The organism is uncultured Helicobacter sp. (assembly GCF_937906905.1).
Taxonomy (GTDB): Bacteria; Campylobacterota; Campylobacteria; order Campylobacterales; family Helicobacteraceae; genus Helicobacter_B.
On record NZ_CALERY010000027.1, the window covers coordinates 66,491 to 80,382 of the forward strand.

At 45.9% G+C, this 13,892-nt stretch carries 12 protein-coding genes; 7 read left to right on the top strand and 5 right to left on the bottom strand.

From position 1 onward, the window contains the following. Positions 1 to 279: 279 nt before the first annotated feature. Genes Q0171_RS07020 through Q0171_RS07040 form a run of 5 tightly spaced genes read left to right on the top strand, consistent with a single transcriptional unit; the run spans position 280 to position 3,677 of the window. On the top strand, positions 280 to 864 hold the full coding sequence (locus tag Q0171_RS07020; RefSeq protein ID WP_299328220.1) for a hypothetical protein: 585 nt from the start codon (positions 280 to 282) through the stop codon (positions 862 to 864). A 23-nt stretch (positions 865 to 887) separates the two neighbouring features. Further along, complete coding sequence (locus Q0171_RS07025) at positions 888 to 1,649, top strand: hypothetical protein (protein WP_299328223.1); 762 nt, start codon at positions 888 to 890, stop codon at positions 1,647 to 1,649. Next, positions 1,650 to 2,240, top strand: coding sequence for a hypothetical protein (locus Q0171_RS07030; RefSeq protein ID WP_299328226.1), 591 nt, complete (start codon positions 1,650 to 1,652; stop codon positions 2,238 to 2,240). A gap of 10 nt (positions 2,241 to 2,250) precedes the next feature. Further along, complete coding sequence (locus Q0171_RS07035; RefSeq protein ID WP_299328229.1) at positions 2,251 to 2,796, top strand: LPP20 family lipoprotein; 546 nt, start codon at positions 2,251 to 2,253, stop codon at positions 2,794 to 2,796. An 8-nt stretch (positions 2,797 to 2,804) separates the two neighbouring features. Further along, the gene (locus Q0171_RS07040; RefSeq protein WP_299328231.1) at positions 2,805 to 3,677 is read left to right on the top strand and encodes a hypothetical protein; all 873 of its coding nucleotides are present in this window, start codon (positions 2,805 to 2,807) and stop codon (positions 3,675 to 3,677) included. 64 nt (positions 3,678 to 3,741) lie between these two features. Here the strand turns inward: Q0171_RS07040 and Q0171_RS07045 are convergent, their stop codons facing one another. The 3 genes from Q0171_RS07045 to mltG are packed head-to-tail and all read right to left on the bottom strand — an operon-like array spanning position 3,742 to position 6,130. Further along, complete coding sequence (locus Q0171_RS07045; RefSeq protein WP_299328234.1) at positions 3,742 to 4,170, bottom strand: hypothetical protein; 429 nt, start codon at positions 4,168 to 4,170, stop codon at positions 3,742 to 3,744. A 5-nt stretch (positions 4,171 to 4,175) separates the two neighbouring features. Then, a complete protein-coding gene (locus Q0171_RS07050; protein ID WP_299328237.1) occupies positions 4,176 to 5,159 on the bottom strand; it encodes an alpha/beta fold hydrolase in 984 nt (327 codons plus the stop codon). Between the two features lie 44 nt (positions 5,160 to 5,203). Continuing rightward, positions 5,204 to 6,130, bottom strand: coding sequence for an endolytic transglycosylase MltG (gene mltG / locus Q0171_RS07055; RefSeq protein ID WP_299328239.1), 927 nt, complete (start codon positions 6,128 to 6,130; stop codon positions 5,204 to 5,206). Positions 6,131 to 6,164: 34 nt separating this feature from the next. Between mltG and Q0171_RS07060 the strand changes: the two genes are divergently transcribed. Together Q0171_RS07060 and Q0171_RS07065 are read left to right on the top strand one after the other, a co-directional pair. Further along, a complete protein-coding gene (locus tag Q0171_RS07060) occupies positions 6,165 to 10,340 on the top strand; it encodes an AsmA-like C-terminal domain-containing protein (RefSeq protein ID WP_299328242.1) in 4,176 nt (1,391 codons plus the stop codon). Further along, positions 10,340 to 12,361: an ATP-dependent helicase gene (locus Q0171_RS07065; protein ID WP_299328245.1), complete on the top strand. Its 2,022-nt coding sequence runs from the start codon at positions 10,340 to 10,342 to the stop codon at positions 12,359 to 12,361. Before Q0171_RS07060 ends, Q0171_RS07065 begins: the two co-directional genes overlap by 1 nt. A 204-nt stretch (positions 12,362 to 12,565) precedes the next feature. Here Q0171_RS07065 and Q0171_RS07070 read toward each other — a convergent pair whose 3' ends face one another. Together Q0171_RS07070 and kdsB are read right to left on the bottom strand one after the other, a co-directional pair. Then, on the bottom strand, positions 12,566 to 12,976 hold the full coding sequence (locus Q0171_RS07070; RefSeq protein WP_299328247.1) for a DUF4156 domain-containing protein: 411 nt from the start codon (positions 12,974 to 12,976) through the stop codon (positions 12,566 to 12,568). 86 nt (positions 12,977 to 13,062) lie between these two features. Next, positions 13,063 to 13,812 carry a 3-deoxy-manno-octulosonate cytidylyltransferase gene (gene kdsB / locus Q0171_RS07075; RefSeq protein WP_299328249.1) on the bottom strand — a complete coding sequence of 250 codons (750 nt, stop codon included), beginning with the start codon at positions 13,810 to 13,812 and terminating at the stop codon, positions 13,063 to 13,065. Between the last annotated feature and the right edge of the window lie 80 nt (positions 13,813 to 13,892).

Sequence of the window (13,892 nt, forward strand, 5' to 3'; positions counted from 1 at the left end):
CCATTCCTTGTGAATTGATTGCCACATCACCAGCAAAAATAATGCCACTTTTGCAGTTTGATAATAAATCCACATAAAATCTGTGCAAAAATTGTTGATAAACACCATAGTATATTTTTTTAAGGTTTAGATTTTAGGTAGATAGAGCATGCCATAAGACAATGTTGCTATTTCAGCCGTGCCACAATCGCTTAAGCAAAAATTAAAAAAAAAAAAAACGACAATATTGCAATTCAAGTTCCCTAGAAATAGGCTTGAAAAGAAAAAGAAAGGATGTAAATGAAGACAAAAGTTGCGTTACAAGGTGCTTTAGGCGTTGGTCTTAGCGTGTGTGCGGCACTGCTGCTAGGTGCTTGCGGCGGCAAGGTCAATATGGCAGAGTTTAATCAGGCGTTCTACACAGGAGACAAAGAAGAGGCGCTCAAAATCGCTAAAGGTGGCAAGGGTGTGCTATGGGACTACCAAAGTGGTGTGAATGCGTTTTGGCTAGGTGATAGCAAAGAAGCAGCAAAGCTGCTAAAAAGCGCAGATGAAGGCATAGAAAAAGCGCAAGAAAAGCTCATAAGCACAGGCTACAACCCCTATGTGTATGAGAGCGTGCTGCTAGATTTATACACTGCGTATAACTATGGCAGCCAAGATGATGTGCAAAAGGCTCGCCCAGCACTAAACCGCGCACACGATAAGCAAAATCAGGCAAAAGAGACATTTGCCAAAAAGATAGAAAAGCAGCAAAAGCAAGCAGAAGACTTAAAGGCAAAAATCCCAGAAAAAGTGCCACTTGATAAGCTAGAAGGGCAGATTTCACAAATTAGTGCTAAATATAAAGTCTCTAAAGAGTATGAGAAGTATAAACCTATGTAACTTATGTAAGCGCGCTATCAGCGATGATAGAGGGCGATAGACCAAAGGCAGAGAATCTCTACAAACAGATTGACAAAGTTGTAGAAAATAATGAGATTTTAAACAAAGACTTCGCGCTAATGGCAAGTGGTGATACACAAAAGCGCACCTGGATCTTAATCGAAGATGGCTCTATCGCTGCTAAGTGGAAAGAGCCTTATAAACTAGATCCTGCCATTGGTATTTTGATAAGTGCAGCGGTTGGGCTTAGTGCGCCACTAGATTTTACTTTCTATATACCGAAGCTTGAAGAAGGCAAGAGTGCGTTTGGCAGCTATAGTGCAAATGGAGAGTCTATCAAGCTTCTTAGCAGCCTAGATGCTGTGGCAGCAAATGAGCTCCAAGCAGGTGCGAAAATGGCGGTGACTCTATCGATTTTACAAGGCTTATCTATTAGCGTAGCAAAAGCACTCGCTACTGAAGCTGCTGCTTCTAAATTTGGCGCACTAGGAGCTGTGGGGACAAAAGTGGCAGCTGATGCAGCTACCGATGCGCTTATGCAGCCAAAGATAGTAGATTCTATCAGCACACTTCCTAAGCAATATCTAGCAGTCTCTATCCCAAATACAGGCGATGAAATCAGCGTAAAAGGCGATGGCAAAGAAATCTTTAACGCCAAACTAGAGACTTGCGGGGATAAAAGCGGCTCGCTAGAATCTCTCTGCGCGGATAAAAACAATATCCTAGTGCTGCGAGCGACAAGCGCAAATGCTCCGGTAAATGCACAAATCATCAAGGAGCAGTAAATGAATAACACGCTAAAGTTATGTGCCGCCGCGCTTTGCGCGGTGTTGTTTATCGGCTGCGGTGGGAAAACTACTTCCTATGTAGATTCTAGTAGCAGGGAATATGTAAGCAAAGGGCTGGATTACCATGACTTAGAAATGAGCGCCAAAAAGCTTGTGGATAACTTCCTAGAAACTTATGGCGCAAATGCTGATGGTAGCGAAGTCCTAGAAGTAGGTGAAGTTATCAATGACACTATGCAGGATTTTGATGTTGAGCAACTAACCGAGATGATTACTACAGACCTACAAAACGCTAAGAAATATCAAATTACAAGCTTCTATGCTGGAAGTGGAGGTCGCGTAAGCGCGCGTAAGGATCTGCATAAAAATGCCAGAGATGACGAAGAGATAGACCAGCGCTATGTCGCAGAAAAGGGAAGTAGAAGATTGGCAGATTTCACGCTGGAAGGAAAAATAACCGAAAAGGTAACCAGGCTCAATAACAAGACAGAAAAACGAGACTATGTCTTGTCATTCAGGCTGACAAATCTCCAAACCGGCTTGAGAGTTTGGAGCAGGCAAGAACCAATCACTAAAGTTACAAAATAAAGGAGCAAAAATGAAAATTAAAAGTATTGTATTAGCAAGTGTTGTAGCGGTTGCTGGATTAGGCATTGTAGGCTGTGCTAGCGGTGGTATCGGCAAGCAAGCACAAGAAAAACACGGGCTAAAAGGTGCGCCTGCGTGGGTGCTAGGCAAGTCTGGAAGTGTAGGAGACTTTGAAGCAGTAGGAAGTGCGCCGATTGTAGGCGGAGACTTGGACTTTGCTAGACAGGAAGCTATGGCGGCTGCTAGACAAAGTATGATTCTAAAAATCTATGCCTATGTAGATAGTAAGTATGAGAAAACTATACAATCTAGCAGCCAGCTAGGAGATGGCAATAAAATGAATCACCAAAGGGTTACAAACTCGCTCAATCAGCTTAAACAAGGCGCGGCAAACAAACTGCCCGGCACTTCACAGAAAGAAGCCTTTGTGGGTGATAAAGATGAGTATTGGGTGCTGCTACAAATGGATAAAAATGCCGAAGAAAAATATCGCAAATATATCGATACAGCGACAGACTCTATGCTGCAGTCTATCCTAACTGCGCCAGCTAACTAGGAATGCGTATGAAGTGGCTGCTTATATGCGTGGCGTTTGTGGGGCTTGCTTATGGTGCCACAAACCCACTAGGGCAGGATCTACTCATAGGCAAGGGAGTTGGACTCACAGAAGCAGAAGCCAAGCGCAACGCCTTGCACGATATTTCAAGCCAAGTGCCAATAAGCGTTAGCTCAAGCTATGAGTCAAGCAAAGTGCGAAGCGATAGCACGCTTACAACAAGCGCGAAGCTAAACACAAGTGCCATATCTAAAGATATTGATTTAGATGTGGAGAAGTTTTTTGAAACAAGGCAAGAGGGCAATGGCTGGAGCGCAGAAGTGAGAATCCGCAAGAGTGATCTTATAAAGAGCTACACGCAAAAGCAACGCCAAGCCCTAGAATCTATCTCCTATGATGCTACTTGTAGCCTTAATCCAAAGCACCAAAGAGAGCTGCAAAGCGCACTTGATAGAGCGATACACTACCGCGATGTGCTGAATGCCTCTGGTGGCAGTAGCATAGGCGATGTCAAAATCGCCGAGCTAAATAAAATGCTCCTAGAGAAGCCAACTGCAGTGATTGAGTATGGAGAGAGCTTTAGCGAAGCTAGAATCCTACAAAGCAAGCTAAGTAAAGAGTTTAGCAAGTTTTTTAAGGTGCTAGGTGCAAATGATGGGCGCGCTTCTGTTGTCAAGGTCGATTTACTCATTGATGGCGATTATGATAATAATCAAGTAGCACTTGAGCTAGAGCTGCTAGACTGCCACGGCAATAGCATTTATAGCGGCAGCTTTGATGACAGATATGCGAAAGATCGTGCCGCTGCTATAAGTGAGTTTAGCAAAAGGGCTGATACTAGAGCCTACAAACTCATAAATGCGTGGATCAATGGCAAGTAACACAAATAGATTCTGGCAACAAATTCTGGCGCAAACAAACAAGGTTGCGCCAGAAGCAATCAGTCTAAGGCTTAGGTAGAGGCTTTAGCAAGTCTTTAAGTCGTAGCTCTTCTTGGCGGGCGGCGATGTATTGGGCTTGGGCGATTTTCTGCGCTAAGAGTGCTTGCTGCAAAGCAGCCCTATCATTCATTCCCCCGTTCATCTCTTTAACTTGTGCAAGCGCGACATTTGCCTGATCAAGCCTAGATTTTGTCGCAGCGATATTTGCGCGCACTTCTCCTAAAATCTCCTCATCATCGCAATGCTTTAGTAGCGATTCTAGTTCAGCGCGCGCTTCTTGAAGCTTTTTTTGGTTGGGGTTTGGTTTGTTCTCATAGGCTTCAAGCCCCGATTTGGCTTGGTGGATTTTATACTCACAAATCGCACCAGCCTGCGCAAACTTACCAAAAGCGACACATGCAGCAAGCCCAAGAATCCTCACATGCCAGGTCATTATACTTACGCCTCCTTTGTGGTAGATTCTGCCTGCAAACCTTTGGAAGTAAGCCAAAGCAAGATATCTGCTAGGACTTGAGGCTTTATAGGCTCATTGAGAATCTCATGGCGTGCGCCTTTATAGAGCAAAATCCCCACATCACTAAACCCCTGTGCTTCAAGGTGCTTGCACGCCGCTTGCACGCCGCTGCCAAACTGCCCGCTAGCATCATCGCTCCCGCTGACAAAGAGAATCGGGAGGGTCGGGTTTTTGATAGTTGGATACTCGCCATAGACTTCTTGCATGCCCAAAAACAAATACAAAAAGCTCTCAATATCAAACATAAAACTACACTTAGGATCATCACGATATGCCTGCACCACCGCTGGATCTGAGCAGAGCCAGCACTGCGGAGCAAACTGCGTATCGCGTTTAAAATGCTTATCAAATCCGCCAAAAAGTGTTTTGGTCAAAAACTTCTGCCCAAAGGTTTTTGCCCCAAAAAATCGCAGAATCTTTGTAAGCATAATCCCATAGCCCAGATTCTCGTCAAATGCTGGCGATCCGCTAAGGATAAGCCCAGAGAGCGCCTCGCTATAGAGTGAGGCATAGCGGCGCGAGAGTAGCGATCCCATGGAGTGCCCTAGGAGCACGACTCTAGCGCCTGGGTATTGGTCTTTAAGCAGGCAAGTGAGCTTATAGAGATCATAGCTCGCACGCGAGAATCCGTCCTCCCCCATACTCCCAAGCCCAATCCCATGCTCAGCATTGATACTTTGCCCATGTCCGCGATGATCGCTGGCTGCGACGATGTAGCCATGGCTCGCCAGCTCGCGTGCAAGCCACTCATAGCGGTCTTTATGCTCGATCATTCCGTGAGCGATTTGGATAATTATGGGACTAGAATCCACTTTTGCAGGTTCATAAAGATCATACGCCACTTGCCCAAAATCTGAGGCGAAGTGGAGATCTTTTGTAATGTGTAGGTCGTTTGTATATGCTTGCATGTAAGCTCCTTATTATGTTAGGTAGTGCGACTAGAATCTAGGGCTTATTTATCGAAATTCTCCCTATGTTCCTTGAATGTCTTGCTAAATGAGTGTGTGCCATTTTTGTTGCGCACGAAAAAGAGATACTCCACATCTGCAGGCTCAAACACCGCGCGTATCGCTTCTATGCTCACACTCCCCACGGGCAGTGGCGGAATCCCCTTATACAGGTAAGTATTATAGGGGGATTTGTCGTTGCGTATGCGATCTGGTGTAACCTTGGCATGCGAATATTGCCCATAGTTTAGCGAGCCGTCCATTTGCAAAGGCATATTGATTTTTATGCGATTATAAATGACAGCTGCAATGATTGGCATTTCTTGCGTATTGGCAGCTTCTTTTTGGATAATAGAAGCCATGGCGATATGCTTAAACCACTGCTTCTCATCATAGCTCCCTAGGTATTGCCTAGCAAGATTCTGGTGTTTTTCTAGTGATGAGCGCACCAGCAGCGTCATCAGCGTTTGTTCGGTTGGGTTTGCGTGGATTTTATAAGTATCTGGCAAGATGACACCCTCTTCATAAGGTGCGAGAGCCTTGTAGGCTTCCCAGAGCTTCTGCTCATTTAAGCGCAGCTGCGCGGTGATGTCTTTGATGAAATAATACATCGTCTCCCCTGGGATTAGCGTGATACTCTCTTGTGCAGCTTTAGCAGAAGTGAGCGCATAGAGAAAGTCGCCTTTGGTGATAATGCCCAAAGAGCCCGACACGCTCAATCCACCAAATCCACCTACTGCACTAGATTCTGGAGCTAGATTCTGGGGCTTTTTCATAAGATAGCTAATGTCGATTTCGCCACTTTGTGGCTTGCCAAGTGCGCGCAAAATGTATTTATCCAGCTGGTTAATATCTAAGCCATTTTTGGAGAGATATGCTATAATCGCGGTGATTGATCCCTGTGGGAGCGTGATTTTGGAAGGACTTACCATAGGCAACCCCAAGTAGAAAAAGAATATAAAAATAATGAGAAAAGCCCCGTCTAAAAAAGCGCTAAGCGCATTTATCATTCTTTTTGTCACCTTGTTTGTCCTTTTTGGTGGGTTTAGGATTCTCTCAAATGGCATTAGTATCGACTCATTGCGCTTTGCTGACATTCAAGTCCGCGGATTGTATCTAAAACTAAACAACAAATTCATCTTAGAAATCAAAGAGATTGACCTCATCAAAGCCATGAGCAAGAGCTCTTCCAAACAAAGCGCCAAGCCAAGCGCCGCGCTAGACTTCCAGCAGATAAACGACTATGTGAAATACGCGCTCTGGGGATTAGCGTATTTTGAGAATCTACGCATCGAGAGAATCATCTTAAGCGATGAGCATGTAGCAAGTGTCATCTATGATGGCGCGCATTACTCGCTCTCTTTTCCCAAGCTCCAAGCCACCTTTGATGTGCAAAACGAAAAAAACGCTATCGGGCTTGATATTAAGCGCTTACGGCTGCTTGATCCAGATATGGAGATTGCTGGCAAAATCATCTACTCAAACACCAACAAGCAAGCAAGCTTTGGGCTTTCGATTTCGCCTATGAATTCTGCGCTAGCAAATGCCCTGGGGGCTGATGGGTTTTTGGACTCCATGGATTCTGGGGCAGAGCCTATGGAGTCTATATCGAGCGCCAAAGATACAAAAGCCCAAAGCACCAAAATCTCATCGAGCAACACCCCTGCGCCAAAGCTTTTTGTGCAAGGCTCAAGCGATTTTAAACGCCTGTTGCTGCGCGCCAAAAGCTCACAAATCACGGATCTAGGCTTTGTGCGTGAGCTGATCACAGAGCATGCAAGCACCCTACTCCCAGCACTTGATACATGGCTATTTAACGCACTAGAATTTAAACATTTGACACTCGAGCGCGCAAGCTTTGACATCACACTAAGCGAGAAACGATTTGTCAAAACCCTGCTAGAAAACACCAATCTCACCCTCACTATACAATCCCCTGCATACAAGCTTCACCCAAGCCTAGCGCCCTTTAGCGCGCAGCATGCCAAAATCCAAGTGCAAAAAGCCCAAGCCATGCTCGAGCTTGAAAAACCAGCGCTAGAATCTATTGATCTGCAAGGCTCTAGTCTGGCATTTTCGTTTGTGGATTCTGTGCCTACACTCTCTATCCTGGCACATTCTGGCGCACTACGCTACACGCAAGCATTGCAGGATTTACTTGGATTTTATGGCGTGAAGCTACCAATTGAACGCATCATGGCGGATATGAAAGCTGATCTTGCTATCACGATTCCCTTTGCCCAGGAGGTTCATGTCGGCTTTGATGGGAGACTGAATGCTGATAATGCGGTGCTAAGGGCTGGAGGGCTGGACTTCACAAGCAAAAGCGCCTCTGTGGCAATCAACATCAACCCCAAAACAAACACAAACGCAATCGAAGTTTGGACACAGAATCTTGCGTATGAAAATCTCTTTGATATCGATACCAAAACCCACCTAAACCTTGCAGAAAAAAAGCTGCATACTAGCTTGTTTGTGCATTCACTACGAGTGAGCACAAACCCTGACATCAACCAAAAGCTCATCAAGCAGCCCCATTCCACAGAGTCCAATCCAAAATCCAGCGTAGATTCCGCGGGGGATTCTGGGCTAAATTCTGCCCCTAAGCCAGATACATCAAAATCTAGTGTGCCAGAATCTAGCACGCCAAACACACCAAGCACCAAAGAATCTGCCAAACCAAGTCAAAGCGCACACCAGAATCCACCTATCCAGCATTACGCCAAGCACCCCACAAGTCGTGAGCAAGAGCTAGGCAAAGCATTGATACAGGTGTTTGCTAGAGATTTAGTCGGTGGAGATTTCGCCGATAGCCTTGAAGTGCGCACCTACAAACCGCTTCCCACACATCTCGCGCCAAGCGATATTAGACAGCTTGCAAGTATGCAGCCATTTGCTAAGCCAGGCATGCTCACAGAGCTGGCGCATTTGGTGCAAATCTCAAATACTCTAGCAAGCGATACAGCAAACAGCAGAGCGCACGACACCACAAGCATGCCAGAATCTATATCCACAGATTCCAGCACCTCTGCTACAAATCCCCCCGCGCCACAATCCACAGAGCCAGGCGCCACCCAGCAGGTCATAAACCTAGAAGAGATTTTAGAAGCTCCACCGCTACACTCGCCAAATCACCCAGAATCTAGCAAGCCCCACTCGCCCAACACTCCTGTGTCAAAATCCCCAGCACTTGACTCCCCCTCCCTGGAATCTCCCGCTAGCACTCCCGCGCCAAGCACACCAGCACCCAGCGAGCCACAAGTGCATTCCCCGCAAGTAAAAGCACCTACCCCACCAGAATCCAGCCCAGATCCTGCGACCCAAGCCACAGCGACAAATCCTACCAATCAAGATGCAGATTCTAAGGATTCCACCAGCCCAGAATCCAACGCACCACAGACGCCTAGCGAGCCGATTACCCCGCTTGAAAAGCCTGACATTTCGCTTGCTCCCACAGAGCAGACACTCGATCTCACAGATTCTACCCAAGCCCCAGAATCTACACAAATCGACCCCAAAGACGAGCAAGCCGACCCAAAACAACCACAAGAAGATGAGCGAGATGATGAGATAGATGATACCCAAGCCACTCTAGATTCTGCTCCAAGCACTGCACAAGATACTATGCAAAGCAACACACCAGAATCCGCCCCAGAGAAAAAAACCCATCGTGCAAATGGCGTAGAGCTGGATTTCACAAAACCTATGAGTGAGCAAGAAAAGCTTGAAAAAATCATCGCCCTACTCAAATACCAAGATGAACAGAAATTTACCTACGATATTTTCAAAGCCACGCAAGACAACCTACCCCAAATCGATGTAGATGTGGATTTCTCGCAAAACCCCATGCGCATTAGTATCCCAGCGCTTGATGTGTATATGCAAATCTTTGAAAATGAAATTCAAGCCAATATCCTAAACTTCGCCAAATTTGCACCATTCTCCCCGCTCATGCAATATCTTGGACTCTCATCTGGAAATGCAAATATTGCTCTCAAAGGGGCGCGCGATATCGACTTCAAAGTCCAGATCAACGACTATCCAAGCTTCCTGCTAACCAAAGACAAAAAAATTGTGAAAGATTTTGTATTCCGCGGAGAGTATGTTGATAATAAACTGCAGGTGCGTAGTGATGATGAGCTTATCAGGCTTGATTTATATGACAATACCACGCTTGCGCGATTTAAAGATCTCGATGTGAGTATTGATGGACTACTAGAGAGCAAAATCCCCGCGATTCAAGAGATATTTAGCACCTCGAGTGAGAAAAAGGCGGTATTCACCAGCGATGAGATTCTCTTTGAAAGTGAGTTTTTACGCGCGAAGCGTCGCTATGAGCGCACGCATAATATCAAGCCAAAAATCATCGCCATTGAAGCACAAAATGTTACAGGATTTTTCAAGGAAGTTACCATTCCGCTTGATGATTTTAACGCCAAAATCCGCGACGATCGCATAAGTGCAGATGCCACCTATAAAAACGGAATCGCCAATATTGACATTATCCATGGCAATACAATCTTTAAAGCTGGAAATTTCAGCGGAGAGTTTTTAAACCGCGTCATCGGAAGGCAAATCGTAGATGGAGGGCTTTTCGAGCTAAGTGGAATCTACAAAAATGATATATTTAATGGCGATATCAAAATGCAAAGCACCAGCTTCAAAGGCTTTGCAATCGTGCAAAATGTCATTGGGCTTATTGATACAATCCCCTCCCTTGTGATGTTTAGAAGCCCTGGGCTTAGCTCTAAAGGCTATGAAGTCAAAAGCGGCACAATCAAGCTCTCGCTAAATACCCAATATGTCGGGCTGGAATCTATCCATCTCATTGGCAAATCCATGGACATCGAAGGCAATGGTCTCATCGAGCTTGATACGCAAGAAGTGGATATGGGACTCTCAATCTCCACACTCAAAAACCTAAGTGGGATTCTCAATAAAATCCCAATTGTAGGCTATCTGCTCCTTGGCAAAGATGGCAAAGTTACCACACAAGTGAGTCTGCGCGGCACACTCCAAGACCCCAAAACCCAAATCAGTCTCGCCCAAGATATTCTCAAAACCCCGCTCAATGTCATAAAGCGCGCATTTAAGCCTGTGGATTTGGTGATTGATGAGATCATAAAAAGCATCGAGCAATAATGCCACTGCATAATCTAAACCAAGAGCAATACGCAGCAGCCACCGCGCCCATGGGGCATAATCTCATCATCGCCTCTGCTGGCACTGGGAAAACTTCTACAATCGTGGGGCGCATCGCACATCTGCTAGAAAGCGGCATAGAGGCGCATGAGATTCTCCTACTAACCTTTACCAACAAAGCCTCCCAGGAAATGATTGCGCGCGTGGCTAAGCGCTTTGGCGATGTGGCAAAAAAAATCGAATGCGGAACTTTTCACGCAGTGTGCTATCGGTTTTTAAAAGACAAATATGCCATATCACTAAAGCAGCCAAAAGAGCTAAAAATCCTTTTCAAAAGTATCGCTAAATCGCGCGTATATCAAAATCTCACTAGCACTCCGCCATATTCTGGGGAGTATTTGTTTGATTTGTATTCGCTGTTTTTAAACTCGCGCAATAGCGAGAGTTTCGAGGAATGGCTAGGGGCGCGTGGAAGCAGCGATCATAGCCCATATATCGATGTGTATGAGGGGATTTTCGAGGAATACCGCGCACTCAAGCAATCCCATAATTACATGGACTACAACGATCTTCTCATTGAATACGCAAATGAAATGCGCCAAACCCCCTGCCCCTACAAAGAAATCCTCTGCGATGAGTATCAAGACACAAACCCCCTGCAAAATAGCGTAATCCACGCACTAAACCCCAAAAGCCTCTTTTGTGTGGGGGATTATGACCAGAGTATTTATGCCTTTAATGGAGCGGATATCTCGATTATCTCGAGTTTCCAGCAGGCGTATAAGGATTCTGCAGTTTTCACCCTGCGCAAAAACTACCGCTCCACACGCTATATCCTAGACCTTGCCAATCGTGTGATTGAAAAAAACGAGCGAATCTACCCCAAAGAGCTTGAAGTCGTCAATACCGATACGCCAATCACACCAAAGCTCTTAGTCTATAATACGCTTTTTGAGCAGTATCAAGGCGTAGCACAGAAGATCCTAACCGCCAACCACCCGCTTGATGATATCGCCATAATCTTTCGCAACAACTCCTCTGCTGATGGTTGTGAAGCACTGCTACGAGAGCTCAATATCCCAACAAAGCGCAAAGGCGGGGTGAGTTTTTTTGATGCCAAAGAAGTCGCACTTATGCTAGATCTCTGCTCGCTGCTTTATAACCCAAAAGATATGATGGCTTATATCCATGTCTTGAGCTATGGCGCAGGGATTGGGGATTCTATCGCTAGAGAGCTGTATCAAGGGCTACTTCGGCTAGGTGGCGGGAATGCCAAGCGCGGATTGCTTATGCCAGATTCTAGTGTCCGCGCATTTGAAAAGCGTGCGAAAAACGCCCAGCAAGGGCTATTTGATGATTTTTTCATTCTCCAAGATGTTAAGCGGTTTGACACGATCGCGCAAGGGCGCTTCGTAGGGCACCCTATCCTTGCACACCCAAAGCTTAGTGCAGATAGCGTGCGGTTTTTGAATGAATTTTATGCGATTTTTGAGCGCTATGAGACACACAATAAGCCCCGAGAGCTTATCAATAAGCTAGCGAAAAGCCCGCTATATGAACATATTGTAGAAATCCTATGTGTCAAAAGAGCGCGCAACAAAGATGGCTCGCTCGATCTTGATCGCAAAACCCAGGCTAAGGAAGCTATCCAGCGCAAACTTCTACTCCTCCAAGACATCGCCAAGCAGTATGAGAATCTAGGGCGATTTTTGAATGCCATGGTGCTAAGTAGCAACGAAAATACGCAAGGCAGCGGTGTAAATCTCCTCACAATCCACGCAAGCAAGGGGCTGGAGTTTGGGATTGTGTTTATCATTGATCTTATGCAAGGACGCTTCCCTAATCTCAAGCTTATTGCTAAAGGCGGTAGCGTGGAGGAAGAGCGCAGGCTGTTTTATGTAGCCATCACGCGCGCCAAAACACAGCTCTATCTCTCCTATGCCAAAAGAGATGAGATAAAAAACATCGCTTATGAGCCTTCAATTTTCTTGCATGAGGCAGGGCTTATCAAAAATACCTAGCAGAGATTTAGAAGCCTTTGAGTGCATGCCTCTGGGGTCCTTTTAGCACCAGATTCTAGCCCATAGATTGCCACCGCACCAATCCCCATAGCAGTTTGATGATACTACAAACACTTACACCTAGATACTAAAGACAATAGCCGACTTGCACGCACAATACAAGAAGCGCAACCCTTATCAAAGGTGCAGAAAAACTAATGCAGCTTAAAACTTGCAGCGGTAGATTTCGCCATAAATAATGTATTCATCGATTTTGTTAGCAGGGTTGTCATTTGCTAGCCCCATTTTGAACTGGTAGTCCGCCCCTAGGTAGCGCGACTCGGTATGCAGCACAAGCACAGCATTACCGCCGTATTTCGCAGCTTTGTTTCGCAGATCATTCTCTGCACCGCTTATAGCATCAAGCAGCTTCACGCCATAACCTTTGGTATTGATTACACCTGTGCTCTCGGCAATATAGACGCAATCTTTGAGCGAGGACTTACCTCGATAGATTTGCACACCCAGGGCATCTTTACTTGGGGTGGGGAGCTTGTAGCAGGCTTGGAGCGCAAAAGCAAGCAACACACTTCCACAAAGCGCGGTGATGATAGGAATGTGGCGGGAGATTCTCATACATATCCTTAATAATACAAATTTACGCAGCCAGCCATGCAGCTACCATGCGGTTTGTGCGAAAGTCGCATAAGCTGCAGCAAATACTATTCCCCAAATGCCCTGGCGCTAAATTTCTCAAGTGCTTTTTGTAAATCCTCTGGTGTGTCAATCCCTATGCTCTGCGTCTCCACAAGCACCATAGCAATGCGCTTGCCATAGTAAAGTGCGCGCAGCTGCTCTAGCTTCTCTCTATGCTCTAGGGGGGAGTGCTCCCTAGACTGCGGCAGGGCGCAAAACTCTCTCAAACTCTCCATACTATATCCATACACGCCCAAATGCCCCAGATAGCTAGAATCCATTTTGCTATCATCTGTGCTGCCATCGCGATCATAAGGGATAATGGAGCGCGAGAAATACAGCGCATTCCCACTAGAATCCACCACGACTTTCACGACATTTGGATTAAGGGCTTGGGTCTGCGTGATAGGCGTGGCACAGCTTGCCATAAACGCACCTTGCGCCATTTTGCCCTGCAATGCCTGCACAATCTCTGGCTCTAAAAACGGCTCATCAGCTTGGAGGTTGATGATAATCTCACTGCTAGGAAGCCCTAGCTTTTTTGCCGCTTCATAGCATCTATCTGTGCCGCTTTGATGATCTTTGCTAGTAAGGATAGCGCGGATTTTGTGGCTTTTGCATAGCTCTAGCACGCTTATATCATCGCACGCTACGCATACTTCATCGACTTTGGCGGCGTTTTTCGCACTTGCTACCACCATTGGCAGCCCAAAAATATCTGCTAGAATCTTATTAGGAAAGCGGGTGGAAGCAAGGCGCGCTGGGATTATGACCATAGATTCTCCTTGAGATTAGCTAACACATCAAAGCCGCGCATTATATCGCAAGCCTAGCGCGATTATTATTTAAGTAATTA